The organism is Paenibacillus sp. FSL E2-0151, assembly GCF_037993015.1.
GTDB lineage: Bacteria > Bacillota > Bacilli > Paenibacillales > Paenibacillaceae > Paenibacillus > Paenibacillus amylolyticus.
Window position 1 is genome coordinate 4,527,561 of sequence record NZ_CP150308.1, and the last position, 24,861, is coordinate 4,552,421.

Annotated in this window: 28 protein-coding genes; 4 read left to right on the top strand and 24 right to left on the bottom strand. The window is 46.7% G+C overall.

The window, feature by feature from the left end; translation table 11 throughout:
• Window positions 1-11: 11 nt before the first annotated feature.
• From amaP to spoIIIAA, 12 genes are all read right to left on the bottom strand, one after another.
• Window positions 12-551 (bottom strand): alkaline shock response membrane anchor protein AmaP, encoded by a 540-nt coding sequence (amaP, locus tag MHI55_RS20445; protein WP_017687594.1) that lies wholly within the window; start codon window positions 549-551, stop codon window positions 12-14.
• A 146-nt stretch (window positions 552-697) separates the two neighbouring features.
• Window positions 698-1,108: an Asp23/Gls24 family envelope stress response protein gene (locus MHI55_RS20450; RefSeq protein ID WP_017687593.1), complete on the bottom strand. Its 411-nt coding sequence runs from the start codon at window positions 1,106-1,108 to the stop codon at window positions 698-700.
• Between the two features lie 217 nt (window positions 1,109-1,325).
• On the bottom strand, window positions 1,326-2,669 hold the full coding sequence (accC, locus tag MHI55_RS20455) for an acetyl-CoA carboxylase biotin carboxylase subunit (RefSeq protein ID WP_036614375.1): 1,344 nt from the start codon (window positions 2,667-2,669) through the stop codon (window positions 1,326-1,328).
• A gap of 55 nt (window positions 2,670-2,724) precedes the next feature.
• Complete coding sequence (gene accB / locus MHI55_RS20460; RefSeq protein WP_036614903.1) at window positions 2,725-3,189, bottom strand: acetyl-CoA carboxylase biotin carboxyl carrier protein; 465 nt, start codon at window positions 3,187-3,189, stop codon at window positions 2,725-2,727.
• A 139-nt stretch (window positions 3,190-3,328) separates the two neighbouring features.
• A complete protein-coding gene (locus tag MHI55_RS20465) occupies window positions 3,329-4,159 on the bottom strand; it encodes a SpoIIIAH-like family protein (RefSeq protein WP_340386710.1) in 831 nt (276 codons plus the stop codon).
• Window positions 4,160-4,225: 66 nt separating this feature from the next.
• Window positions 4,226-4,864, bottom strand: coding sequence for a stage III sporulation protein AG (spoIIIAG, locus tag MHI55_RS20470; RefSeq protein ID WP_340386712.1), 639 nt, complete (start codon window positions 4,862-4,864; stop codon window positions 4,226-4,228).
• 15 nt (window positions 4,865-4,879) lie between these two features.
• Window positions 4,880-5,710, bottom strand: coding sequence for a stage III sporulation protein AF (spoIIIAF, locus tag MHI55_RS20475; RefSeq protein ID WP_340386716.1), 831 nt, complete (start codon window positions 5,708-5,710; stop codon window positions 4,880-4,882).
• Window positions 5,711-5,741: 31 nt separating this feature from the next.
• Window positions 5,742-6,932, bottom strand: coding sequence for a stage III sporulation protein AE (spoIIIAE, locus tag MHI55_RS20480; protein ID WP_101313620.1), 1,191 nt, complete (start codon window positions 6,930-6,932; stop codon window positions 5,742-5,744).
• A gap of 20 nt (window positions 6,933-6,952) precedes the next feature.
• Window positions 6,953-7,342: a stage III sporulation protein AD gene (gene spoIIIAD / locus MHI55_RS20485; RefSeq protein WP_017687586.1), complete on the bottom strand. Its 390-nt coding sequence runs from the start codon at window positions 7,340-7,342 to the stop codon at window positions 6,953-6,955.
• A gap of 32 nt (window positions 7,343-7,374) precedes the next feature.
• Window positions 7,375-7,578, bottom strand: a complete 204-nt coding sequence (spoIIIAC, locus tag MHI55_RS20490; RefSeq protein WP_017687585.1) for a stage III sporulation protein AC — start codon at window positions 7,576-7,578, stop codon at window positions 7,375-7,377.
• 29 nt (window positions 7,579-7,607) lie between these two features.
• Window positions 7,608-8,126, bottom strand: a complete 519-nt coding sequence (gene spoIIIAB, locus MHI55_RS20495) for a stage III sporulation protein SpoIIIAB (RefSeq protein ID WP_036614389.1) — start codon at window positions 8,124-8,126, stop codon at window positions 7,608-7,610.
• A complete protein-coding gene (gene spoIIIAA, locus MHI55_RS20500; RefSeq protein ID WP_340386718.1) occupies window positions 8,119-9,123 on the bottom strand; it encodes a stage III sporulation protein AA in 1,005 nt (334 codons plus the stop codon). The genes spoIIIAB and spoIIIAA overlap by 8 nt, the downstream gene beginning before the upstream one ends.
• A gap of 263 nt (window positions 9,124-9,386) precedes the next feature.
• On the opposite strand from spoIIIAA, the gene MHI55_RS20505 reads away from it, so the two are divergent.
• Window positions 9,387-10,136, top strand: a complete 750-nt coding sequence (locus MHI55_RS20505) for a 2-phosphosulfolactate phosphatase (protein WP_051447358.1) — start codon at window positions 9,387-9,389, stop codon at window positions 10,134-10,136.
• Between the two features lie 86 nt (window positions 10,137-10,222).
• Here MHI55_RS20505 and MHI55_RS20510 read toward each other — a convergent pair whose 3' ends face one another.
• From MHI55_RS20510 to MHI55_RS20530, 5 genes are all read right to left on the bottom strand, one after another.
• A complete protein-coding gene (locus MHI55_RS20510; protein ID WP_047843625.1) occupies window positions 10,223-11,476 on the bottom strand; it encodes an aspartate kinase in 1,254 nt (417 codons plus the stop codon).
• A 190-nt stretch (window positions 11,477-11,666) separates the two neighbouring features.
• Window positions 11,667-12,224 carry an elongation factor P gene (efp, locus tag MHI55_RS20515; protein ID WP_017687580.1) on the bottom strand — a complete coding sequence of 186 codons (558 nt, stop codon included), beginning with the start codon at window positions 12,222-12,224 and terminating at the stop codon, window positions 11,667-11,669.
• A 312-nt stretch (window positions 12,225-12,536) separates the two neighbouring features.
• On the bottom strand, window positions 12,537-13,610 hold the full coding sequence (locus MHI55_RS20520) for a Xaa-Pro peptidase family protein (protein WP_036674988.1): 1,074 nt from the start codon (window positions 13,608-13,610) through the stop codon (window positions 12,537-12,539).
• Window positions 13,611-13,649: 39 nt separating this feature from the next.
• A complete protein-coding gene (aroQ, locus tag MHI55_RS20525; RefSeq protein WP_036614400.1) occupies window positions 13,650-14,093 on the bottom strand; it encodes a type II 3-dehydroquinate dehydratase in 444 nt (147 codons plus the stop codon).
• Window positions 14,094-14,169: 76 nt separating this feature from the next.
• Window positions 14,170-14,748: a YqhR family membrane protein gene (locus tag MHI55_RS20530; protein ID WP_340386721.1), complete on the bottom strand. Its 579-nt coding sequence runs from the start codon at window positions 14,746-14,748 to the stop codon at window positions 14,170-14,172.
• A gap of 213 nt (window positions 14,749-14,961) precedes the next feature.
• Between MHI55_RS20530 and MHI55_RS20535 the strand changes: the two genes are divergently transcribed.
• Together MHI55_RS20535 and MHI55_RS20540 are read left to right on the top strand one after the other, a co-directional pair.
• Window positions 14,962-15,954 carry a DUF1385 domain-containing protein gene (locus MHI55_RS20535; RefSeq protein WP_047843628.1) on the top strand — a complete coding sequence of 331 codons (993 nt, stop codon included), beginning with the start codon at window positions 14,962-14,964 and terminating at the stop codon, window positions 15,952-15,954.
• Between the two features lie 5 nt (window positions 15,955-15,959).
• Entirely contained in the window at window positions 15,960-16,292 is a 333-nt protein-coding gene (locus MHI55_RS20540) for a hypothetical protein (RefSeq protein ID WP_036614407.1), read from the top strand.
• A 61-nt stretch (window positions 16,293-16,353) separates the two neighbouring features.
• Here the strand turns inward: MHI55_RS20540 and MHI55_RS20545 are convergent, their stop codons facing one another.
• From MHI55_RS20545 to mntR, 3 genes are all read right to left on the bottom strand, one after another.
• The gene (locus MHI55_RS20545) at window positions 16,354-17,355 is read right to left on the bottom strand and encodes a patatin-like phospholipase family protein (RefSeq protein ID WP_036614410.1); all 1,002 of its coding nucleotides are present in this window, start codon (window positions 17,353-17,355) and stop codon (window positions 16,354-16,356) included.
• 91 nt (window positions 17,356-17,446) lie between these two features.
• Window positions 17,447-19,057 carry a family 10 glycosylhydrolase gene (locus MHI55_RS20550; RefSeq protein ID WP_340386723.1) on the bottom strand — a complete coding sequence of 537 codons (1,611 nt, stop codon included), beginning with the start codon at window positions 19,055-19,057 and terminating at the stop codon, window positions 17,447-17,449.
• A 210-nt stretch (window positions 19,058-19,267) separates the two neighbouring features.
• Complete coding sequence (gene mntR / locus MHI55_RS20555; RefSeq protein WP_036614415.1) at window positions 19,268-19,696, bottom strand: transcriptional regulator MntR; 429 nt, start codon at window positions 19,694-19,696, stop codon at window positions 19,268-19,270.
• Window positions 19,697-19,888: 192 nt separating this feature from the next.
• Between mntR and splB the strand changes: the two genes are divergently transcribed.
• Complete coding sequence (gene splB, locus MHI55_RS20560) at window positions 19,889-20,959, top strand: spore photoproduct lyase (protein WP_036614416.1); 1,071 nt, start codon at window positions 19,889-19,891, stop codon at window positions 20,957-20,959.
• Window positions 20,960-21,105: 146 nt separating this feature from the next.
• On the opposite strand, the gene MHI55_RS20565 is transcribed toward splB, so the two are convergent.
• The 4 genes from MHI55_RS20565 to MHI55_RS20580 form a co-directional block, all read right to left on the bottom strand.
• Complete coding sequence (locus tag MHI55_RS20565; RefSeq protein WP_017687570.1) at window positions 21,106-21,819, bottom strand: cytochrome c biogenesis protein CcdA; 714 nt, start codon at window positions 21,817-21,819, stop codon at window positions 21,106-21,108.
• Between the two features lie 49 nt (window positions 21,820-21,868).
• Complete coding sequence (locus tag MHI55_RS20570; protein ID WP_017687569.1) at window positions 21,869-22,672, bottom strand: metal ABC transporter permease; 804 nt, start codon at window positions 22,670-22,672, stop codon at window positions 21,869-21,871.
• Between the two features lie 52 nt (window positions 22,673-22,724).
• Window positions 22,725-23,483 (bottom strand): metal ABC transporter ATP-binding protein, encoded by a 759-nt coding sequence (locus MHI55_RS20575; RefSeq protein WP_036614907.1) that lies wholly within the window; start codon window positions 23,481-23,483, stop codon window positions 22,725-22,727.
• 99 nt (window positions 23,484-23,582) lie between these two features.
• A complete protein-coding gene (locus MHI55_RS20580; RefSeq protein WP_340390621.1) occupies window positions 23,583-24,572 on the bottom strand; it encodes a zinc ABC transporter substrate-binding protein in 990 nt (329 codons plus the stop codon).
• Window positions 24,573-24,861 lie beyond the last annotated feature (289 nt).

A 24,861-nucleotide genomic window follows, 5' to 3' on the forward strand; every position in this document is an offset into this window, starting at 1 on the left:
TGAAACTCACCTCATTCCACTCGACTCTTGTAGTTAGGCGACTGGGTTACATTAGCGATATACACCGTGACAAAAGAAACCGGGATGCCCGTAATCTCTTGCACATGATCATGTATCGCCTTTTGCAGATCAGAAGTCAGCGCAGGAATAGGTGTCTCACCATCCACTACTGCACGGATCATAATCTCCAGTCCTGACTCAACCACACGTATGCGTGCCTTGACATCACGTACTCCCCGGAAACGGGAAGTTGCCTTCAAACAGAGATTCTCAATCGTCTCCATCGAAATCTGTACATCACCAAACTCAGTCCGTTGATCTACAGACGGCAACGATGCACGCTCACGCCGAACCGAGATGTAGAAAAATCGCAAACTCAGGATAAACAAAATCGCTGCTGCAATAACCGACGCAACAATAACGTTTTGTTCCTGCTGGTAATTCAATTCGTAAGGCAGCACACCGCTAATCAGAAGAATGACGGCTGCCGATATTGCTCCAACGCTTATGCTGTATATAAACAACAGAAGCCGATCCAGTATTTTAGCCACGAACTGCACAGCCTCCCTTGCTCACTAACATTACTTAACCTGTTCACTAGCAAAAAATCAGATCCTCATCTAGCTTTCGCTATAATGAAGACCTGTCCAAGACGGGATAACCCCCGGCAGATGATGCCGGGGGAATCTGTCTTCTTTTATTTTACGCGCTGACTGTTCAGGTCGATCTCTTCCACTTTCTCGGTGCTCTTGAACTGAACGTCATGAATGTGCACATTCACTTCATTCACATTCAATCCTGTCATGTTCTCGATGGAACGTTTCACGTTCTGTTGAATCTCCGTAGCTACTTGTGGCAGACGGTATCCGTACTCGATAATTACGGAAACATCAACTGCAGCTTCACGTTGGCCCACTTCAACTTTAACGCCTTTGGAAAGGTTTTTGCGACCAAGCAATTCAGCAAATCCGCCAGCGAATCCGCCACTCATGCCTGCAACACCTTTCACTTCAAGGGTCGCCAATCCAGCAATCACTTCAATAACTTCAGGTGCGATCTGGATTTCACCGATATCCGTTCGTTCAAATTCAGTCGGTAGTGTACTCATAACTGTTCAACACACCTTTCGCGAGATAAGTTTGCGGCCATCCGTCAGGGCGCTGGACTCAGGTTAATCAACCTTCAGAACCCTTCCGGTCCGGCTTTACCGGAACTCCTGCAAACATCCGCGAGGTGCGGGCTTATCCTTTGCAGGAGACATGCGCTCTTATTATTCATACTATATCATTTGGGCTACATTATGACAAACAAGCCCAATATACCTTTTAAATCTCGTTTTCCTCAAGAAATTTGATATCAAAGTCACCACGAATGAACGTTGGGTGCTCCAGCAATTTCTGATGGAAAGGAATAGTTGTAGATATGCCTTCAATCGCAAATTCCCCAAGCGCACGTTTCATCTTGGCAATCGCCTCTTCACGATTCGCTCCCCACACGATCAATTTTGCGATCATGGAGTCATAGAAAGGTGAAATGGTATAACCCGGATAAGCAGCACTATCTACACGAACGCCAGGTCCTCCCGGTGCAAGGTAGAATCCGATTTTGCCTGGTGACGGCATAAAGTTACGGTCCGGATCTTCTGCATTGATACGACATTCAATGGACCAGCCATTGATAACCACGTCTTCCTGACGGAATGAGAGTGGGTTGCCTTCAGCTACCGAGATCATCTCACGGATCAGATCCACGCCAGTAACCATCTCAGTTACCGGGTGCTCTACCTGAATACGCGTATTCATCTCCATGAAATAGAACTCGCCATTCGGGCTGAGCAGGAACTCCAATGTACCCGCTCCCGAGTAATCCACAGCAAGGGCAGCCCGTACCGCAGCTTCACCCATCAGTGTGCGCACATCTTCGGAGAGAATCGGACACGGAGCTTCTTCTACCAATTTCTGGCGACGACGCTGAACCGAGCAATCACGCTCTCCCAAATGTGCTGCATTTCCGTGTTTATCAGCAATGATCTGAATTTCCACGTGTTTCATACCTGTCAGGAATTTCTCCAGATATACACCTGCATTGCCAAATGCCTTCTGTGCTTCCTGCTGAGCAGCGGTAATCTGCTTAATCAGCGTTTCTTCATCTTCGGCAATACGAATTCCCTTACCTCCGCCACCAGCAGTAGCTTTGATAATGATAGGATATCCGATATCTCTAGCAATCATGATGGCTTCATCCATATTTTCAACAAGGCCGTCTGATCCAGGAATAACAGGTACTCCTGCATCTTTCATCGTCTGTTTGGCAACAGCCTTGTCACCCATTTTGGTGATGGCTTCAGGAGAAGGTCCAATAAACGTAATATTGCAAGACTCACAAATTTCCGCAAAATCAGCATTCTCCGCCAGAAAACCATAACCAGGGTGGATTGCATCACATTCCGTCAGTGTGGCTACACTCATCAGGTTTGTGAAGTTGAGGTAACTGTCCTTAGACAGTGTCGGTCCGATACAATAAGCCTCATCTGCAAGACGAACATGCAGAGAATCCTTGTCCGCTTCCGAATAGACGGCTACCGTTGAGATGCCGATTTCACGGCAGGCACGAATAATACGTACCGCAATCTCTCCACGGTTCGCAATCAGTATTTTTTGAAATTTCATTTCGTTTTGTCCTCCTTCGAAGCTCATGCGGTTAGCTGTTTACCAGCTATAACGGTTATTCCGGTTTCACCAGGAAAAGGGGCTGCCCATACTCGACCAGCTGTCCGTTCTCAACCAGCACTTCAACGATTTCTCCCTTGATGTCCGCATCAAGCTCGTTCATCAGCTTCATAGCTTCGATGATACATACCGTTGTTTTCTCAACAACTTTATCACCAGCGCTCACAAAAGGACCCGCTTCCGGCGAGGAAGCTCTGTAAAAAGTACCTACCATCGGAGATACAATTTTATGTAAATGACTTGTAGTATCGACCTGCGGTGCAGCTTCACTTACCACTGCTGCCGGCTGTACTTGCGGAGCAGCAATCATTTGCGGTTGCACAGCAGCTGCTTGAACATACTCCGTTTTGCCCGGTTTGCGGATTGATAACCGTGATCCTTCATTTTCAATTTCCAACTCTTGAACGGAACTTTCATCTACCAGTTTAATCAGTTCTTTGATTTCACTCAATTTAAACATTTCCATTATTCACTCCTTCGGCATCATGCCAGTCTCACTAGGACGGTCATATGGCTTTATGTATTATATCATAATCATTAAAAATGGAAAGAGCCCGAGAGTACAACCAGCTCCCGGGACTGCATTTCCATGATTTGGATTACTGTTCTGTGACGTATTGCACGCTGATTTTGTTCTGTGAAACCGCCAATTCTTTCATGACCAGATCCACAATGGATACCGCCTGTTTTACATCCAGTTTGTCACTGAGGACCACAACTTTATACTTGTCGGAATCTTCTTCAACGATCGCATTAGCGAACTGTTGAGAGAGCGTCTCCTCAATGCCAGTGATTTTAGCTTCTTTTTCTTCCAGTGTACGGAGTTGCTCCGTTGCTTTGGCATTCTCCTCTGGCGTTTTGCTCAGATCTCCTGCCACGGTCATCAGTTCCTCATACTTACGATTGTTGCTTTCCTCACGTTGCCACTGGTAGTTCTGGAACTGGCTGCTCGCAGATGCTGTCGTATTCTGCTCTTCCATTTCCTTGAGGACTTCCTCATCTGTCTTGGTTGCAGTGCCGCCTGCCTGACCGTCTGTCTCCGGTGTAGTTGTTGCGCCTTTGTCGGTCTCTTTGTTTGTTTCTTTGCCTGCCTCACCCTTACTCTCGCCTGGTTCGACAGCAGGTGTTTTCTCTGTATTTCCAGCTTCTTTACCTTCCGTAGCCGCCGGTTCTTCCACAGCGCCAGCCGCACTTGGATCACTTTCAACTTCGCCGCTATTCACCACTTCATTCACAACCAAACCTTCTGTAGGATCAAGAATACCTGCCGTCTCCTTGGCTTCCCCTTGCTTGATTCCATCCACTTGTTGACTGTCAGCCACCGGCGCGTTGACTGGACCGGAATCCTCAGTGAACAGATAATACGCGGACAAAATGACCATCAGACTCAGCATGGAAACGAGCCATACCGTTTGACGTTTGTTATTCATTAGAACTTCCTCCTCAAATTGGCTTCAATCTTATGAGAATTGAATCTTGTGATTCAACACATCAGATTAGTCTTGTTTGCGCGGTACAACCGAGATCCGGTAGGCTGCCACATTCAGTCCTTTTTCCACAGCATCGGTTATCAGGTCCTTCACAACCTTGTTCTCTGCACCCCTCGCAACCACAAGCACCCCACGGATCTGCGGTTTGAGCTTTTTGGTCACTATAGGTGTCTGATCCCCTGCTATTTCGTAAGTAATAATCTCGCCATCACGGGTATATTGCGTCATATGCCGTTTGCCCCCGCTAGCATCGGTTTCTTCGGTAAGTTGCTGAGAATCCTTCACGTTCCGCTGAACGACCAATTCTTCTGTGGAATCCACGGTAACCATCACATCCACCGTTCCCACACCAACAATGTTTTCCAGCACAACTTTGATTTTGTCTTCAAATGCAATTTCGATCGCCTGAAAAGGATTCTGTTCCGACGGATCACTCTGTATGGATGCCATGGATGTTGCCGGGTCCGGTGGTTCCCGACCGATATTTTCGGAATCAATTTTTTTGACATTGACGAAGGAATTGAACAGCATGATTCCCACCCCGATCAAACCCAGGATAATCAGCCAGCGGAAGGTTTGACTTCGCCTTGCCCCACCCTCTCCGCCACCCATCCAGGTTTCCATCTTTTTGAACCATTGTTTCATCGGACACCCTCCTTCTCAGAGCACTTCAGCACTTTTTGGTTCTGTCACTTGAATGTTGTTTGCATCAACATCCCACTTTTCAGTCAACAATGTAATAATCTGCACCGCATGTTCGGACCTTGTGGATGTCTCACCTTGCTGCTTCGTCTCATCTGCTTGATCACGTATAACAGGCTCCGAAGACGCTTCATTTCCATCACGTTGCCCTCTACTCACATCAATCTGAACATCAGGCACTTCAATCTGACCGATCTGGATGGGCTGTTGTATTTGATGTGATTTATCCTTCTCGACTTCTGTGTCTGTTCCAAATATGGGTTGTGTGTTAGCAGCGACTTCTTGCTGCCCTGCCTTCACTTCTCCTTCTACACCCTCTCCGGCCATCTCGACCAACACACGCTGGATCACAGGCAGTTCGACTGATGAGGCAGCTTCCATCTCCGTTTCATATTTACTCATGGTCAGCTGTACTTCTACGGACCGCACCTTGGCTCCTGTTGTTTCTTCAATCTGACCTTTCATGACATTAGCCAGTTCTTTGGCTGTCCATTGTAAGGATTGTTCCTGTTCATTGGATTGTAGCCGTTTGCCCTGAGCTAATATCTGTTCGAGTGTCGCATTCCCATTCGATGGAGCATCCATTGCAGACATTGCCCGTTTCAGTTCGCCAACCGGATCACTTTTGAGCAGCTTGGTTATGGGTGATAAAAGGGTCAGCAGGATGAGAAGGCTCAGCACAAGCTTGACATAACGTTCCATGGATCGATTGGGCAACAACATATCCACAAAAGTCGCCAGCAGAACGATCATAATCAATTCCTGGAGCCAGTTGCTCAGCCACCCCATCCTTTCCACCCCCTTTCTTGCCAACATACATTCAGCGCATCATGACAGTCAGATTGCCCGCGGTCAGCAAGATGGTAATCGCCAGGAAAAACATCAGCCCGACGGCTGCGAGCGCCGCAAATACGTAGATCATGCTCTTACCGATGGCCTGGAGGCATCCTACAATCGGGGTGTCTCCTAGTGGTTGCATAATGGCACCAGTTACGTTGTATATCAAGGCAAGAGCCAGGATCTTGAGTGCCGGAAAGGCACATAGAAACAAAATGATGATCACTCCGGTGAGTCCAATTGCATTTTTGACAAGTAAAGAAGCTGTAATTACTGTATCCGTTGCATCCGCAAATGTTCTGCCCACGACAGGGACAAAGTTGCCTGCGATGTATTTGGCGGCCTTTAGGCTGACTCCATCCGCTACCGATCCCGATGCTCCCTGAACTGAGATTACACCCAAAAACATCGTCAGCAGGATACCCAGCAGTGCCACACTAATATTGCGCAGAAGGTCTGCGAGCTGTGTCAGCTTGTACTTGTCAGACAATGAACTGACGAGATGCAGAACAGCTGAGAAGAAGAGTAACGGGAATACCAGCAAGTGAATCAACGTACTCACCAGATGAATCATGAAAATGATGAGTGGATGGGTCACGGAGACGGTGATGACGTTACCCATGGACGCGAGCAGTGTGAATAACAAGGGAACCATGGCCATCATGAAGTTGATCATGCCAGTTATGGCATCCTTGGCGTATCCAATCGCCACACTGAAGCTGTTGATTGCAATAATGATGATGACCATATAACAGATGGAATAGGCGATTTTGCTAATATTATTTTTCTCAAATGCGGTCTGAAGCGTCTCCAGAATCATGCTGAGTACGCTTAACATCACAATCGTGACCAGAAGTTTGCCATTATATAAAATTTCATGCAGCATGAAGGTTCCTATCGCTACAAACACCGATTTCAGGCTGAACCCTTCATTGCCGGGGATTAACATATCCATGAAGGAAGGGGTCTTCCCATCCGGGAAGAAACCACCGTATTGTTGCATCAGTTGATCCCAGTATTTCTCCACCTGATCCTTGGGAAGCTGATCGGCCTGCTGCTCCATCCACTCACCAGAAGGCGAGGTTGCAGTAACCTGTCCCAGGATACCAAACAGAAAACAGAACATCAGCACAACCGTAAGGCGCCACTGCGGCTTAAGATGCATTGATTTCATATGAAGTCCGCACGCCCTTTCTACACCGGCATCAGCTTCATGACGGTTTCGATAATAATGCTGATGATCGGTATAGCAAGTACAAGGATCAGTACCTTACCAGCCAATTCGATCTTGGACGCAATGCTCTCCTGACCTGCATCCCTGACAATCTGTGCGCCAAATTCAGCGATGTACGCTATGCCAATGATTTTCAGCACCGTTTTCAGATAAATACTTTCCATGCCTGAATTCTCGGCAAGTCGCTTCAACACTTCGATAACTGCACCGATCTTGCCAATCAACAACATGAAGATGACAATGCCCGTTGCAGCAGCAATCAGAAAGGCAAACATCGGTTTCTGTTCCTTAATGACCAGAATGAGCACTGTTGCGATGAGCGCCAAACCTACAACTTGGATAATTTCCACAGGTCACCACCATCCGGCTTCATGACCGTTTTTCATTGAAAAAGAAATATCGATTTGATCTCTTGTAGCAGGCTGTCCAGCATACGGACCACCATGAACAATACAACGACAAATCCGATTACGGTCACCCAGTGAGCCATATCTTCCTTTCCCATTTGTTTCAGTACCGTGTGAATCATGGCGATGATGATTCCGATACCCGCAATTTGAAAGATTGCGTTCACTTCTAGATTCATGACCTTGGCACCTCACTATCCCGGCTATTTCAGAAGATCAGAATGACGATTAACGCTCCGACAAGCATCCCGAGGCTTCGGCTCATTCGTTCATATTTCATTTGATCGGCCTGGGCGCGGGATTCCTCATGCATTAGTTGTTGAATGGCTAACGATATATGTTTGGTCTGATCCTGACGGTCACTTGTGCCAAGGCTGAAGCTTAATTGCAGCATCACTTCCTTCTCGTCAGCCTTCATGGCCGATCTTCCCCACGCCAGATCCACGCCTGACTGCAGACTTTCCCGGGCAGTGAGTCCATGAGGAGGTTCCATCTGTGTAGCTGCATGAAGAAACAGCGTTTTTACAGGTTCTTTGGTCTGTGCTCCCATCTTTCCCATGGCATCGGGAAGTGGAGTGAGCCCATAGTTAATCTCCGTCATTAGTCGCTGGAGGGCTGCAATGAGTTCTCGCAACTGTCTCGGTCTTAATGCATACTGTCTGGCCTTGTAAAATCCGGCGAGGGTGCTGGCTAACAGAATAATTACCGCACCAAACATGTTAACCAAAGGCTTCACCTCCTGCCCCGGTCTGCTGCAACCCACGCATTTTGCCATCAGCCAGCCGAAAGGTCATGCCCCGGCTCGTCCGTTGCAGCTGGACATAACGTTGAAACATCTGCTCCGTAATTAAGGTTCTGAGGGCGGGTCTGGCCGACAGCTCCGATAGGTCACGGCCATGCGCAGTCGCAATCACTGAGACTCCTGCATGCAGGGCTTCCATCACCGCCTCGGCATCCTCCGGACGACCGATCTCGTCCACAATCAGGACATCGGGCGACATGGAGCGAAGCATCATCATCATGCCCTCAGCCTTCGGACAACCGTCCATCACATCTGTTCGGGGACCTACGTCGAAGCCAGGTACTCCTTTGTAGCTACCAGCGATTTCGGACCTTTCATCCACAATGCCCACTTTCAGACGAGGACGTATTCCCTGAACCAGTTCAGTTCCCCCTGTAAGCTTTGTACCACTGCTAATTTGTCTCGCCAGATCTCGCAGCAACGTCGTTTTCCCTTGTTGTGGTGGTGATAGGATCAACGTGTGCAGGACCTGTCCGCTCTTCATATCGAGAAGATAAGGAAGGATACGATCAGCCACTCCATGTACCTCACGGGCTACGCGAACGTTAAACCCGTTGATGTCACGCAGGTATTCGACACGCCCACCGCTTAGTACCGTTCGTCCAGCAAGCCCAATTCGATGTCCCCCAGGTATGGTGATGAACCCTTTGCGCAGTTCCTCTTCCAATGTATAAAGTGAATGGTTACTGATCAGGTCCAGCAACCTGTGTGTCACTTCTTTCTGAGGAACATACGCTTCTTCAGGATTCCCGGTCGGACAACCTTGAGGTGTCAGGAAGTGGTATGTGTTGCCTGCATTAATCTCCAGGGGTCTGCCTTCTCGAATACGTATTTCCTCCACTTGTTCCAATAGAGCGGGTGGCATTCTTCCAAGAATGGTTCGGATCGGTTCCGGAAAAAGTTCCCTCCAGTTCACCTTCATGAGTAGGCTCCTCCAACCTTGAGATCATTTGGTTCACACTTCTGGCGCTTGTTCATATCTCAAGTTTATGCCTGTACATTTAATTTATGACGCTGAAATCTATCAATTCTTTAGAATACGGTTGAGAGTTGAAACCATAGATCCACCTCATGTTCTAGGCACCCGTCTAGATGTGCATGCATATAGTAAATGCAGATAGGTAAGTTCCATTCCGGTTCAAAACAGAACTACCGATCCCCAGATACAGAAAGGAGTTGTGGGGAGTGCGAGTTGATGTCGTTGGCAATGTGAATGAAGTACGTACCATTGATATTGCAGGGCGAAGTGCAGTTGTCATTGATGTATTGTGTACGACCAGTACGATTGTTACGGCTCTGGCGTATGACGCTTCGGCTGTGATTGCCGTAGAGACCGTTCCACAAGCCAAACAAATGGAAGTGAAAGATTGCATTCGAGGCGGGGAGCGTTTTGACAAAAAAATCACCGGATTCGAAGTGGGGAATTCCCCCTATGAATATATGACTGCAGGCATTGCAGATAAAACAATCATTCTAACCACAACCGATGGAACCCGAGCTTTGATCAAGGCTTCCAAGGGGAAACATGTATTTGCTGGTTCATTTCTCAATGTGCAGGCTGTTGCAGCAGCTCTATGTGAACTTCAACGAGATGTATTGCTGTTATGTGCGGGGAACCAGGATGAATTTGCTCTGGAGGACGGCTTGTGTGCTGGATGTATCATCGATGAACTGCACCGTCAATCCTGTTCTCCCCTCCAACTTAACGATCTCGGCATAGTGCTTCATCAGGCGGTATCCCAATGTAAGGAGAGCATCCCGGAGTTGGTGCAGGGGTCTGTTAGCGGGCGGAGGCTTGAAAAGTTAGGCAGAGTTCATGATATTTCGTATTGTTCTCAATTAAACCTGCTGGATTGTGTTCCCGAGATGGGGGAGGGGAACCGCATGCAGCCTTATAGAGGCATACGCGGGGGAAAGATGTTCAAGTTAATGTGAGAATTGCCATGAGAAAAACAAAAAAAGGTGTACTGCTGCCCGTTGGCAACAGTACACCTTTGCTAATTTACATACATAGAAGATACTTATCTGCGATCTTGAGGTCCACCGATAACGGCTTGCTCGGCAGTGTCGAGATCATATGCTGTATGCAATGCCTTAATGACGTCATGCAGCTTATCTCCGTCAATAACACAAGATACTTTGATCTCGGAAGTGCTCACCATCTTGATACTCACGCCTTCAGCGGAAATGACTTTGAACATCTTCGCAGCTACACCAGGATGACTGACCATGCCTGCGCCAACAATGGAGATTTTAACGAGGTTCTCCTCAGATGTAACTTCACGGTAAGGCAAGCGGCTGTGAAGGCCTTCAATGACACGTAATGCGTTCTCACGATCAGACAGCGCCACAGAGAACGAGAAGTCCGCTTTGCCATCCATCACACCGCTCTGAACGATAATGTCCACATCCAGCTGATTGGATGCAAGCGCACCAAATACTTCGGCCAGAACTCCTGGTACATCCGGCACACCCAGAATACTGATTCGAGCCACGTTTTTGTCATAGGCAATACCACTAACCACTACGCCTTGTTCCATTGCTGCTTCCTCCTTCACAACCGTTCCTTCATTATGGTTAAAGCTGGATCTTACGATTAAAGGTACACCGGAATGCTTCGCGTACTCTACTGCACGCGGATGCAACACCGCTGCTCCCAAATTAGCAAGTTCCAGCATTTCGTCATACGATATTTCCTTCAGCTTGCGCGCAACCTTAACGATCCGCGGGTCCGTAGAATATATTCCGTCTACATCCGTATAGATCTCACACGCATCAGCCTTAATCGCTGCCGCCAGCGCTACAGCTGTGGTATCCGAACCACCACGACCCAGCGTTGTGATCTCGCCGTCTTCCGTCATGCCCTGGAAGCCTGCAACAATAACAATGTTGCCCTCGGCAAGTGCTGCATTCACTCGGTCAGGTTGAATATCATGAATACGTGCTTTTCCGTGAACCGGCTCTGTGCGGAATCCCGCTTGCCAGCCCGTAAACGATACTGCCTTACGTCCAAGCGCTTGAATAGCCATCGATAACAAAGAGATCGAAATCTGTTCTCCTGTTGTTAAGAGCATATCCATCTCACGAGCAGGCAGATCACTATTCAGTTGTTTTGCCTGATCAATCAAATCATCTGTTGTATCCCCCATGGCCGAAACCACAACTACACACCGATGTCCTTCATCAGCTTTTTCTACAACACGTCCGGCTACACGCTTCATGCGTTCTGTATCTCCGACCGAGCTGCCCCCAAATTTCATGACGTACAATGACAACGCAAATCCACTCCCTACCTTGTGCAGTATGCATAATTAATGTCCATCGTCATTATTCTCTACGAGAAATGACTTTAACCCAGTATATTACGAAAGCGCCTGATAGGCTAATCTTTTTTCGAAAAAACCCTCTGCCAAAGGAATGGCAAAGGGTTGTTAATAACCTTTTTTAGCTTACAAGCTGTGAAAGTTACGCACGGGAAGAGTATTTACCTTCACGTGTGTCAATCAGGAGAACGTCACCTTCGTTAATGAACAAAGGAACCTGTACGTTCAAGCCTGTTTCCACTTTTGCATTTTTGGTAGCGCCTTGTGCAGTGTTACCTTTAACACTTGGCTCAGTCTCGATGACTTTCAACTCAACGCTTGTTGGCAAGTCAATTCCGAGGATTTCACCTTGGTAGCTAACAATCTTAACGACCATGTTTTCTTTCAGGAAGTTCAATTCCCATTCCAGTTGATCACTAGTCAATGTGAACTGATCATATGTTTCGTTATCCATGAACGTGTGTTCTGTACCGCTTGCATACAGATAAGATACGCCACGGTTTTCGATGATGGCACGACCAATCGTTTCGCCTGCACGGAATGTTTTTTCAACGGTGTTACCGTTACGCAGGTTTTTCAATTTGGAACGTACAAAGGCAGCGCCTTTACCTGGTTTAACGTGTTGGAAATCAAGCACGGTATAGATATCGTTATCTACTTGCACGGTCAAGCCTGTTTTAAAATCGTTTACTGAAATCACAAAAAATCCCTCCTGATATGGTTAAAAAGTAGGTGATATAAGACGATGGGTTAATGTAATGGTGGGTTTATTCTGAATTGATGACCATGTGCGATGTGACCGTTACGGGTTCGGATCGTTCCTCCGATCGCTGTTGTCTCCTCATTTTCCCGACTAGATTTTAATAAGGTTTAAAATGAGGAGACAAAGGCGAGCGCTTCGCTTCTTCAGAATCGATTCCGCTCCCTTCACTACTTTTGCAATGGTCCATAACAATCAGCAATAACCTGTACCTTTATATTAAAAATCGTCTTATATCCCTGTGGCTGTAATTTAGCCGATTACGGTGAACTTCTTGTCCGACTTCGTGAGAATATGAATACCCGTCTCGGTAATCACTACGTCATCCTCGATACGCACGCCGCCAAGCCCGTCAATATATATACCCGGTTCAACGGTAACAACCATACCCGGTTTCAATACATCGTCGCTAAGCTTGGACAAACGCGGAGCTTCGTGAACTTCCATACCCAGACCGTGGCCTGTGCTGTGTCCGAATTGATCTCCATATCCGTGACCTGCAATGATATCACGAGCCAATGCATCTGCTTCCCGTCCGGTCATGCCCGGTTTCAGGTTCTCCAGCGTATGTAACTGAGCTTCCAGTACAATGTCATAAATTTTGCGCAGTTCAGGTACAGGTGTACCTGTTGCAATGGTACGTGTCAGATCTGAACAGTATCCGTCCAAAAGTGCACCAAAGTCAAATGTAATTAACTCATTCTGTCCGATGACCTTGCTGCTCGCTACACCGTGAGGCATAGCAGAACGTTCACCCGATGCTACAATGGTGTCAAACGAAGAGGACGTTGCTCCATGTTTGCGCATGAAAAACTCCATCTCCAGATCCACTTCACGCTCCGTCATACCTGGTTTTGCAAACTGCAAAACGTGGCTAAACGTGGCATCCGCCAGATCTGCTGCTCTCTGCATGACCGCGATCTCGTCTTCATCCTTGAACATACGAAGTTGTTCCACGATCCCGGATACAGCTTTCAGTTCGATAGATTGAAGTGCTTCTGCATAAGCGGAATGCGTGCCAAATGTGACACTATCCTGCTCGAAGCCCACTTCTTTGATATTCGCGGATGTCAGCAGTTCGCGCACCGTATCCATCGGCTTAGCTCCATGCTCCACAACGGTAAATCCTTTGGCTTGCTGAGGCGCTTGTGACATATAACGGAAATCAGTCAGCAGATATGCATCCTGTTCCGTAATCAGCACATATCCCGCCGAGCCTGTAAAACCCGTCATATAACGACGGTTAATCGGGTTTGTAATCAGCATTGCAGTGAGTTCATGCTCACGCATGGCTTCACGCAACTTATTTACTCGTTTGTTTTCCATCGGTAACCCTTCTTTCTCTCACATTCCCGGGTTCCCGGCTCAGGTTTGTTTGTCCAGATGACGCACAAGAGCCAGCAATCCCAGTTCATAGCTTACTTCGCCAAATCCGGCAATCTGCCCGATTGTTTCCGCTGCAATCACTGAATGATGTCTGAACGCTTCGCGTGCATGAATGTTGGATAGATGTACTTCCACTGTAGGGACTTTTACAGCATTGATTGCATCACGTATAGCATAGCTATAATGGGTAAATGCTCCGGCATTCAATATTATTCCGTCTGCCTCACCCATCGCTGCATGAATGCGGTCAATGATGTCCCCTTCATGGTTCGATTGATAAAAAGCGATGGAGACGCCAATTTCATCAGCCTGTCTGCGAATTTTGTCCTCAATATCCTTCAGACTAAGCGTTCCATAGATGCCCGGTTCGCGTACACCAAGCATGTTCAGGTTCGGACCATTGATCACAATAATTCGTTTCATCGCTGCTCCACCCTCTCTGCAAATAACCATCTGCTATTTTAACACAGGCATTGCCGGATTGAGAAGCTTTTTTGCGCTATGCCCCCGCTTGCTCCGGCTCGCGTTTGCGTTCGTCCGTGTACTCCATGGCTACCGTGTAACCAATGAACAGCCCCCACAGCAAAAAGAAACAGAGTTCCGTGATGATTGAATCCCACGTTAAACCGTTCAAAGGTTTCATCATCCCCAGTTTGGGTCCTACCAGTATAAAGAGAATCAGCCACCAGACGATTCCATATACCATGCCGGGTAACGGCCCTTTCAGTTTTCTAATCGTGAACGTGTAGAGTAAGGATGCCAAGATGGAAAAGACGATAAAAAACAGCCAGCCTGTCAAATGTCCTGCTGCGGTATATATATATTCATGTTTGAAAAAAGGCTCGGCCAGAAATCCGACAGGTACAATTGTAAAATGCAACAGATAGAATAGCCAATGCAGCCCGCCCCAGATAAAACCAGCAAAGAAGCCAAGCTCTAACGCAAAGGAAAATGGCTTGGTGTAGTAGTGTGCTTGGCCTTGCCTCTGGGTAGGGCGCCTGCCCTTGTCTTTTTGCTGTCTCTCATTGGGACGTTGACCTTTATCTTGTGATGTATCTTCATGCTTACGTTCTGTCATCGATATTCTCCTTCATTCAGTTGATAATCTCGCATTACGCCTCGAATTACCGCTCCGATTCTACGAGGTAGTATGTTCAAAACAGGACAATCTTAACAACATCCTTCAAGGTTTGACTCACAAACTAGAAATTGGTCTCAAAATTCGATACAATAGGGTTATTAAACTGCCTTTGATCGCGAAGGCCAAGAACAGAATAGGAAGGTGAATAATTTGCCTCAACAATCCAAGCCTGTCAGCTATGGGGGGCAAGCTGTCATTGAAGGCGTAATGTTCGGTGGGAAACATGTCAACGTTACAGCTGTTCGTAGAAAAGACGGCGAAATTACGTATCTGGAAGTTCCCAAGCAAGACAAGTCCTGGGTCATGAAATTGCGGCGGATTCCTTTATTACGCGGAATTGTCAGCATTATAGATTCAAGTGTCAAAGGTAGCAGACATCTCAATTATTCTGCTGACGCCTATGCTGATGATGAACTGGAACCGGAAGAGAAAGCCAAGCAAAAAGAGAAAGAAGGTTCGGGCTGGAGCCTAAGCATGATCATTGGTGTGACCGCCGTCGCCATCCTTTCATTCCTTTTTGGTAAAGTTGTGCTCACATTGCTTCCTGTTGTTATCGAGAATTTTCTATTCAAAAATGCATTCGACAATCAGTTTTTGCATAATTTACTGGAAGGCGGCATTAAGCTGATCCTGTTACTCGCTTATCTGTGGTTAATCTCACAGACGCCGATGATTAAACGTCTCTTCCAGTATCATGGAGCGGAACACAAAGTAATCAGCGCACATGAAGCTGGTGAAGAACTGACACCGGAGAACGTGCAAAAGTACAGCCGACTGCACTACCGCTGCGGAAGCAGTTTCATTATGTTGACTGTCATCATTGGAGTGTTTCTATACTCCCTCTTCACGTACGATAACCTCTGGGAACGGATGGGTCAGCGTCTGTTGTTATTGCCAGTTGTGCTAGGCATTTCTTTTGAACTGTTAAAGCTCACGAATTCAGTACGTGATATTCCTGTACTGCGTTATCTCGGATACCCGGGATTGTGGCTACAATTGCTGACAACAAAAGAGCCGACCAACGAACAGGTAGAAGTATCCATTGCTTCGTTTAACCGCATGCGTGAGTTGGATGCCAAGCTTGCCAATGTCTCTGCTACGTCAGAAGTACCTGTTGCAACACTCGATCCTGTGAAAGGGTGAATGATATGAACAAGCAGGCAATCTTATTTTGGACGTTCATCGCACTAGCTGCTGTTGGAGTCTTGACTTGGCTGGGGAACGCTAGTCCATCCAGGATCATTATTCCTCTGGTCGTGTTCGGAGCCGTATTCCTGCTGTACAAATATCCGCCTCGTCGCTGGGCAAGCAAAACCAAATCACCAAAGATTAAGCCATCGGCACGAACCATGGCAAAAGTCAATGCACAGTCCAGTGCCAGAAAGAGCAGCGGCTCTTCAAAGAAACGTAAGGATTATCCTTTCCAAGTGATTCAGGGACAAAAAGGGAAAAGCGATGAAGATATACCGAAATTTCACTAAAAGGTACTGAACAACCAAAAAAGCAATTCTCCCAACATGCGGAGAATTGCTTTTTTCACGTTTATACAGGAATCAGAGGTGGAGCTTCTGCCTGTTTCTTGCGCAATTCTTTTCTTTGTTTGTCCAGCTGTTCATCATACATTTTCATATTCCATCCGTTGAAAAACTCGTTCCCTGCGGTTGCGCCTGATCGATATAAGGCTGTGCTATCCTGTAACGATAAATGAAATTGCGTCGGTTTAATGCCAAGCGTTGGTATCTTCACTGTACGAAACCGGTTAATCTGTTCGATGTAGCGTTCATCATGTGCTGTGAGCATCGTCTCTACAAGGGCCTGAAGCATGCTTAGCGGTCCTTTAATCCGGGCAGGTTCCACTTCCGTCTTCCCCACCATTTTGAATCCGACAACCGGAATGACGTCTCCTCCTCGTTCCGAACGATCACCATCGAAGAGCCACAACGGAAAGTTGCTAAGCAATCCACCATCCACGACATACACAAATTGATCTTGAAAAGGAAGGCCTTTGGAGAATACTGGTGATTTGCGTATGACTACCGGATCGAAAAAATACGGGATACTGCAACTCATACGTACCGCCTTTGCAACATCCAACTTCGCAGGGTCAATGCCGAACCGCCGAATATCGTCTGGCAGCACCAGAATGGTCCCATTGGATATATCGGATGCGGTAATAAGCAACTTACCTTGTGGCAAGTCAGCGAATGTGCGAATCCCTTTCTGCTCCAGCATCTTGCGAATCCATGATTCCAGCGCTTCTCCCGAATATAGTCCTTTCTTCAAGAACAGCCTTGCCGCGGGTCCGATCCATCGGGTATTAAATATGGGGGAACGACGCAGCAATGAAACAAAGGGGGTATTCTCAATAATGACTTTCATCTCCTCGGCCCTGTAACCGGCCGCTAGCAGAGCAGCTACAATGGAACCGGATGATGTGCCTGCCACTCGATTAAACTGGATGCCGCAGTCTTGAGCACCCTGCACAGCACCAGCAAGTGAGATCCCTTTGACGCCTCCACCTTCAAACACCGCGTTAATTAACATAACAAAAAACCCCCGTTCTCCAGGCAGCCACGTTTCTACTGCCACTCTATGAGAACAAGGGTTTGTCTTATCACTGTATTGTTAAAATGTTTTATAGACCATAGTAGGCTTTTAATTTGGCAATCAAGTCGAGAGGGTTCTTCGTCAAGTACTGTGAACTAAAGAAAATATCCCCTTTGACCGAAGAATACTTCTTGTTGTAGTTCAGCTGATCGATGATCTCCTGTGAAGTCTGCCAGCCAATTTCCGGCGTACCTAACTTATAAGGAGAGTGACCGATATACAATTTTACATTTGTGTTAGCCACTTCATTCGCCCACCAGTCCACGACTTTGTCATATCGGGCTACACTCAGTGTCATACTCCAATACACCTGCGGAGCGACATAGTCGATCCACTCTTGGTTAATCCATGTCCGCACATCTGCATTCATGCTGTCATACGCGGTTACTCCTGCTTTGGTATCAGAACCTGTCAGATCAACGGATTTATTACGCCACACACCAAATGGACTAATTCCATATTCAACGTTAGCTTTCACGCTGTGAATGCTCTGTCCCAGCTGCTTGACGAACTGATTGATATTATCCCGGCGCCATTCAGCACGGTCCTTGGTATTTAATGTGTTATAGGTTTTGAAGGCTGCATCATCATTAAAAGTCACATTAGACGGATAGAAATAATCATCCAGATGTACACCATCAATATCATACTGATTGACCACTTCCATGATCGTATCGATAATATGCTGTCTGGCTTCCGGGATACCCGGGTTAATATACATTTTGCCTGATGCATTCACAATCCAGTCGGGATGAAGCTTTGAGATATGGTTTGCAGCCAAGTTTGATGTACTTGCTGAGTTCGTTGCTCTAAACGGATTAAACCAGGCGTGGAACTCCAGGCCCCGTTTGTGTGCTTCCTCAACCATAAACGCGAGGGGATCATAACCTGGATCTTTACCTTGTGTTCCTGTCAATACGCTGTTCCAAGGTACCAGACCGGAAGGATAGATGGCATCCCCATTGGCTCTCACTTGGACAAATACGGCATTAATGCCCATACCTTGCAACGTATCTAGCTGTTTCGTATATTCCTGTTTTTGCTTCTCTACATTTCCCTTGGCACCGGATGTAGGCCAGTCTCCATTCACAGTGGAAATCCAGGCTCCCCGCATCTCTTCAGAAGCTGGTACAGTGCCCGTGCCTCCAGGCTCCGCTGGGGTTACCGGGGTTGGTTCAGGAGTTGGGACTGATTCGTCTCCTGTGTACAGATCAATGGTCTGGGCAGCCTGATTCCAGTTCACTCGAATGCCCAGATTCTCACTGACGAATCGAATGGGTACCATGACCCGACCTTGTTTCAATTCGACCGATGCATCCAGACCAACTACAGCGTTATCCACCGTCGCCTGCTGGCGTCCGCTCGTCATAGAGATGACCGAATCGGATTTCTGAATGGTCACGGTACGAGTAGCTTGAGACCATAGAACAGACGCACCCAGTCCTTCGCTAATAACACGCAGAGGCACCATCGTTACATTTACTTTGGGCAAGATGTAGGGTGATACATCCGATTCCAAACGGTTTCCGTCTAGAAAAATAGCGATTTCCTTCTGCCCGGCCGCTTGTGCCGTCATGCCTGCTGTCTGTAATCCAAGTACAAAAATGAGCAGCAGCATCAATCCTTTACGAACGTTCATTAGTGCAGTCCTCCAAAATCATTATAAATTTGCGGTAAATTCTACTAGTTTAATAGACGCTCCTTCCGTTCGTTTAGTTGCGGAAATCACCAAATTATGGTGTGATTGCACACAAAAAAATGCTTCCTGCCATTGAAACGGCAAGAAGCATCCTTTGATCACAGGATACAATTCATTGTAGATCACCATGTGTATTCCACTGCAAAAAACTTAAGACTCCGTATTACTCATGACGTCCTGAAGGTTTTTGAGGTCACGCAACCGGCTCTCATCCTGACGGAAGTATTCAACCAAGGACTCGATGCATGTAATGGAGTCCCAGCTCAGATGATGTTCAATGCCTTCAACATCATTGTAGATATTTTGTTCCTGAACACCAATCGTTGTCAAAAATTGTTCAAGCAGATGATGGCGCTCCATCAAACGTTTGCCCATCTTTTTGCCTTTTGGCGTAAGCACCAGTCCACGGTACTTTTCATAGATCAGGTACTCGTCTTTGTCCAGCTTTTGGATCATCTTCGTCACCGATGAAGGATGTACTTCCAGTCCTTCAGCTATATCAGACACACGAGCATAGCCCTTTTCATCAATTAATTTGTATATACGCTCCAAATAATCTTCCATACTGGGCGTTGGCATCTGCTTCCCTCTTTTCTCTCTGACCGGCCCCTATTCGTGCCTGGTCCCTATCTTATAATGATACATGTTATCAATACGCATTGGCAAGTCCTGTACAGTTCGGAGCGCACTGTTACACAAGTAATTGGCAGGCGTGACTTCTCCCCAAATGAGGCAAACTAAGCAAAGTTCCGCATCGAAAGGAGTGATTTCGTGAGTACAAGTGTAGCCTCACCGCCAGTTCGTAAAGCAAAAGGTACTAAACCCTTTATTCCCGATTTGGTGTATTTTGAACCCGGTGCGTTGGAATATGATAAGGGCAAACGGATTATGGAATGGGTGACATCCAAAAACATACCTTATCAGATGACCACATCCCATAACCGAATCACAAACTTGCCGGGTGAAACCGAACAAGAAAAATATCGGATGGCAAAGCGTACTCTGGTCGTCGGTGTGCGCAAAACACTCAAGTTTGACCAGTCGAAACCTTCAGCGGAATATGCCATTCCCATCTCTACAGGCTGTATGGGGCACTGCCATTATTGTTATCTTCAAACTACACTTGGTGCGAAACCTTATGTCCGTGTCTATGTCAATACCGAGGAGATCATTCAGGCTGCCAAAGGATACATTGAAGAACGCGCGCCTGAAATTACACGATTTGAAGCTGCCTGTACGTCTGATCCCGTAGGACTCGAGCATATCACGGAGAATTTAAGTGACCTGATTCGTTTTATGGCGGAAGAAGAATATGGGCGCTTGCGATTTGTAACCAAATATCATCACGTTGATCCGTTGCTGAACCTTAAACATAACGGCCACACCCGTATCCGGTTTAGTGTCAATTCGGATTATGTCATCAAAAACTTTGAACCGGCTACCTCCAGATTTGAGGAACGCATTGAAGCTGCTGGCAAAATTGCACACGCCGGTTATCCCCTGGGATTCATTATCGCTCCGATCATGTGGTATGAAGGCTGGGAAGAAGGATACTCGGATCTGTTGCAGAAGCTGGCAGATACGCTTCCAGAGGAAGCAACCAAGGATCTTACCTTTGAGATGATCCAGCACCGTTTTACCAAAACGGCCAAAGCAACCATTGAGAAACGTTATCCTAAAACCAAGCTGGAGATGGATATCGAGAAACGTAAGATGAAATGGGGCCGCTGGGGTCAGTACAAGTATGTGTATAAGGATGACCAGCAAGATGCGCTGCGCGAATTCATTACGGAACGGATCTTTGAACATTTCCCACTAGCCAGTATTGATTACTTCACCTAAACGAAAAACGCGACTGCCCGTAATGATATGCTCGTATAGGCATTCCTAACAAACGATTAAAAAGCAGGTTACATGACCCAGAATGTCTCTGGTAACATGTAGCCTGCTATGCCATACATAAGAATACTCGAATTCAGTTCATCCGTTTAAATAATCATCCAGTCTGGTGTAATCTGCTGCAACCAGATCGTAATCTTCGTCATCTGATCTGTAAAAAGCAATACACCAAGGAACAACATTAATGCTCCCCCAACTTTCATCATGACATTGGAATACCGTAAAATCCAGCGTGTCGAACCGATGAAAAAGGCCAAAATGAAAAACGGTATGGCAAACCCTGCCGTATAACCTGTAATCAACGCCAGCCAGGTTGTGGGCTCACTTGCAGCCATCGCAATGATTGTTGCCAGAATGGGGCCAATACAGGGCGACCATCCTGCCGAGAAACCAATACCAAATATAAAAGAGCCCAGATAGCCTGCTGGTTTCCATTTCATATCCAGCTTGCGTTCCTTCATCAGAAACTGTGGCTTGAACACACCAAGCAAAAATAACCCCATAAGCATAATCAAAATAGCAGACAATTGCCGAATCAGTTCTCGGTTATCATTGAAAAATTGGCCAAACAGTCCAGCACCCAGGCCAAGCGAATAAAATACAGCCGAGAAGCCTAAAATAAACGCCAGCGTATGCGTCATGGTCTTAAAGCGGACTTCGCGTTGATTGCGGTCATCCTTCAATTGTTGCACCGTCATACCTGTAATGTAGGAGAGGTATGATGGATACAGTGGAAGACAACATGGTGATATAAATGAGACCAAACCTGCTACAAAAGCCATCCATACATTAACATCAGGCATGAAGCGGATGTCTCCCTTCCCCGGGCTCACGTGCTTGCTCGTTCAGTCGTCAGGCTCGGAACCCTTTTTTTCCAATCATCGTCAGAATCAGCATCATGATCAGCAATAATACAATCGTTGCTCCAGGTGCGAGGTTCCAGATACCTGCTACGACCAGTCCAAGGACTACGGCAATTTCGCCAATCACCACGGACAAAATAATAGCGGATTTGAAACTTCGGGCCATCAACAGGCTGACTGCTACCGGAATCGTCAATAGCGCTGACACCAGAAGCGCACCGACAATCTTGATCGCCGTGCTTATGACAAGTGCTGTCATCACAGTGATCAACATGTTCAGAATTCTCACAGGCAACCCTGTAACCGCTGCCGCATCTTCCTCAAAGCTGAGCAGGAAAAATTCCTTATGTAACAATGCCACTACAATCACCACGATCAGCGTAACCACACCTACAAGCTTCAGATCCGTAGCGTCTAATGTATATATACTGCCGAACAAATAACTCATGACATCTGCATTATACCCTTTGCCCAGCGTGAAGAACAAGGAAGCAAGAGCCACGCCACCGGACATGATAATGGCAATCGATAATTCGGCGTAACTCTTGTACGCTTTGCGCAATTTCTCTATCGCAAATGAAGCAAGCACGGCAAATATCAAGCCTACCGCAATGGGATACACTTCAATCAGGAATCCAAGTGCAACACCGGCAATGGTCACATGAGACAAAGTGTCTCCGATCATGGATAACCGCCGTAAGACCAGGAACAGTCCGATTAACGGAGCGGTAATGCCAATTAACAATCCACCGGCCAGGGCACGCTGAAAAAAATCACTCATTAATATTTCCAAAACAAACACGACTCCTTCGGCCTTACTCTAATCTAATGGGCCATAAATACGGCTAGCGTACCTGTGCAGTGGTATGTTGCAGATTGGTCTCAGCACAATCCTGTACCTCATGCGAATGACGGACATGAAAATTAATTTTGCCATTCGTTACCACAGCTTCAGAACCCAGATAACTCTCCATCCGATCCATATCATGAGACACCATTAGAAAAGTCATTCGGTGATGTTCATGCATATGGGTAATCAGTTCAAAGAAACTGGCCTGTGATTCAGCATCAATACCTACGGTAGGTTCATCCAGAATCAACAGATCCGGGTGATTGATAAGCGCTCGTGCCAAAAATACACGCTGCTGCTGTCCGCCGGACAATTGACCAATTCGTTTGTTCGCCAGATCCTCAATCCGCATGACCTGCATCGCATCCGTGCACTGTTGCTGACATTTGCGAGACATACGACGGAACATGTTTTTGTTATTATACAAGCCTGACATGACCACTTCACGAACGGTCGCAGGGAACAACGGGTTAAATGCATTCTTTTGAGGCACATACCCGATTCGGTCCCAGTCCTTGAACCTGCGGATCGACTGTCCGAATAGTTTGATATCTCCCTGCGCAGGAGGAAGAAGTCCTACCAGCATGCGCAGCAATGTCGTTTTACCCGCCCCATTGGAACCGATAATCCCGACAAAATCCCGTTCCTGGGCCATAAAATCGAGATTCTCAATCACTCGCTGGTCCCCATAGGAAAATGATAGTTTCTCGATCTCTATAATTGGATCATGACATAGTGGCATGATTTGCTGCATGGCAAAGCCGCCCTTCATTATATATAAGAATCCCATAGCGTCCTAAGAGCCTTCACCGTGAACGGTAAAGACTCTTCGATCTGAATTCTTCATTATATCTTATTTTAATGCGATCAGCAGATTTTGCAAATTTTTCTCCATGAGGGTGAAATAATCATCCCCGTTTGTTGCCTGCTCCTTGGTCAATCCCTCAACCGGATTAAGGACCATGGTCTCCACTCCTGCTTCACTTGCCAATGTTTTCGCCAATTTGTCAGATACCAGCTCTTCGAAGAAAATGTATTTAATGCCTTCATCTTTAACGAGTTTCGCAAGCTTCACAATATCCTGTCCTGTCGGTTCAGCATCCGGGGAAAGTCCCATAATGGCATGCTGGGTTAATCCATAATCACGTGCAAGGTAGCCAAACGCTTGGTGCGAGACAACAATTTCGTTGTTTGGTACGTTAGCCAATTCATCTGTAAAACGCTGATCCAGCGTCTCAAGCTTCGTACGAAGCTCTTCATAACGTTGTTCGTAACCTGTTTTGTGATCAGGATCTGCCTCGACCAGACTATTTTTGATGTTTTCAGCCATGATCATGGCTGATTTCGGACTAACCCACGTATGTGGATCAATATGATGATCAGCGACATCTTCACTGGTAGCCTCATCTGTATGTTCATCCGCATGCTCGTCTTCGTGCTCTTCGCCGTGACCGTGCCCATCATCACCCTCAGCGGTTAACAGCTTAACACCTTCGCTGACGGCAACAGACTTCACCTGAGTATCACTATTCAGCGACTTCAGGAAATTTGGCACCCATCCTTCCAGTCCAGCTCCATTATAGAAAAACAGCTGTGCCTTGGACGTATTAACAATATCCTGACTCTTCGGAGTCCAGTCATGTGGCTCTACTCCCGTTGGCAGCAGGTTAATGACATTGGCATCCTCACCACCGATTGCAGTCGTAAAAGCATATACAGGATAAAATGTCGTCACAACGTTTACCTTGCCTTCCACAATCTTCGCACTATTGGAACTATCCTGCCCACACGCTGACAATACCAGCAAAGTGAGAATAAGCAAACCCGTCCACAGTAACTTCATGTTGCCTCTTTTGCTCGTCGTGCCTGTCCGGTTATCCTGAGCTTGATGTTGCACTTTATAAAATGTCATTATGATTCACTCCGCATCTCTTAATCGTAAACATTACTGAAAGAATTATAGGTAACCTGAACCTACTTGTCAAGCTATCCCGTCCTATTCATTCTTTCCTGAAGTACGGAGTTCATAACAGTATATGCTTGTTCTCTTCCCGTCAGATACGAATTATATCAACAAAAAAAGGGACCCGAATTATATCGGGCCACCTTGAGTCATTTTTATGACAGACTTT

Coding starts and splice junctions, on each gene's coding strand:
- aroQ (WP_036614400.1), bottom strand. CDS start 14,093: ATGAAACGAATTATTGTGATCAATGGTCCGAACCTGAACATGCTTGGT.
- mntR (WP_036614415.1), bottom strand. CDS start 19,696: ATGCCAACGCCCAGTATGGAAGATTATTTGGAGCGTATATACAAATTA.
- spoIIIAA (WP_340386718.1), bottom strand. CDS start 9,123: ATGAAGGTGAACTGGAGGGAACTTTTTCCGGAACCGATCCGAACCATT.
- MHI55_RS20540 (WP_036614407.1), top strand. CDS start 15,960: ATGAACAAGCAGGCAATCTTATTTTGGACGTTCATCGCACTAGCTGCT.
- MHI55_RS20520 (WP_036674988.1), bottom strand. CDS start 13,610: ATGGAAAACAAACGAGTAAATAAGTTGCGTGAAGCCATGCGTGAGCAT.
- MHI55_RS20530 (WP_340386721.1), bottom strand. CDS start 14,748: ATGACAGAACGTAAGCATGAAGATACATCACAAGATAAAGGTCAACGT.
- spoIIIAC (WP_017687585.1), bottom strand. CDS start 7,578: ATGAATCTAGAAGTGAACGCAATCTTTCAAATTGCGGGTATCGGAATC.
- MHI55_RS20545 (WP_036614410.1), bottom strand. CDS start 17,355: ATGTTAATTAACGCGGTGTTTGAAGGTGGAGGCGTCAAAGGGATCTCA.
- MHI55_RS20575 (WP_036614907.1), bottom strand. CDS start 23,483: ATGCAGCAAATCATGCCACTATGTCATGATCCAATTATAGAGATCGAG.
- accC (WP_036614375.1), bottom strand. CDS start 2,669: ATGAAATTTCAAAAAATACTGATTGCGAACCGTGGAGAGATTGCGGTA.
- accB (WP_036614903.1), bottom strand. CDS start 3,189: ATGTTTAAATTGAGTGAAATCAAAGAACTGATTAAACTGGTAGATGAA.
- MHI55_RS20450 (WP_017687593.1), bottom strand. CDS start 1,108: ATGAGTACACTACCGACTGAATTTGAACGAACGGATATCGGTGAAATC.
- MHI55_RS20550 (WP_340386723.1), bottom strand. CDS start 19,057: ATGAACGTTCGTAAAGGATTGATGCTGCTGCTCATTTTTGTACTTGGA.
- MHI55_RS20580 (WP_340390621.1), bottom strand. CDS start 24,572: ATGAAGTTACTGTGGACGGGTTTGCTTATTCTCACTTTGCTGGTATTG.
- MHI55_RS20565 (WP_017687570.1), bottom strand. CDS start 21,819: ATGCCTGATGTTAATGTATGGATGGCTTTTGTAGCAGGTTTGGTCTCA.
- spoIIIAF (WP_340386716.1), bottom strand. CDS start 5,710: ATGGGGTGGCTGAGCAACTGGCTCCAGGAATTGATTATGATCGTTCTG.
- MHI55_RS20465 (WP_340386710.1), bottom strand. CDS start 4,159: ATGAATAACAAACGTCAAACGGTATGGCTCGTTTCCATGCTGAGTCTG.
- spoIIIAG (WP_340386712.1), bottom strand. CDS start 4,864: ATGAAACAATGGTTCAAAAAGATGGAAACCTGGATGGGTGGCGGAGAG.
- spoIIIAE (WP_101313620.1), bottom strand. CDS start 6,932: ATGAAATCAATGCATCTTAAGCCGCAGTGGCGCCTTACGGTTGTGCTG.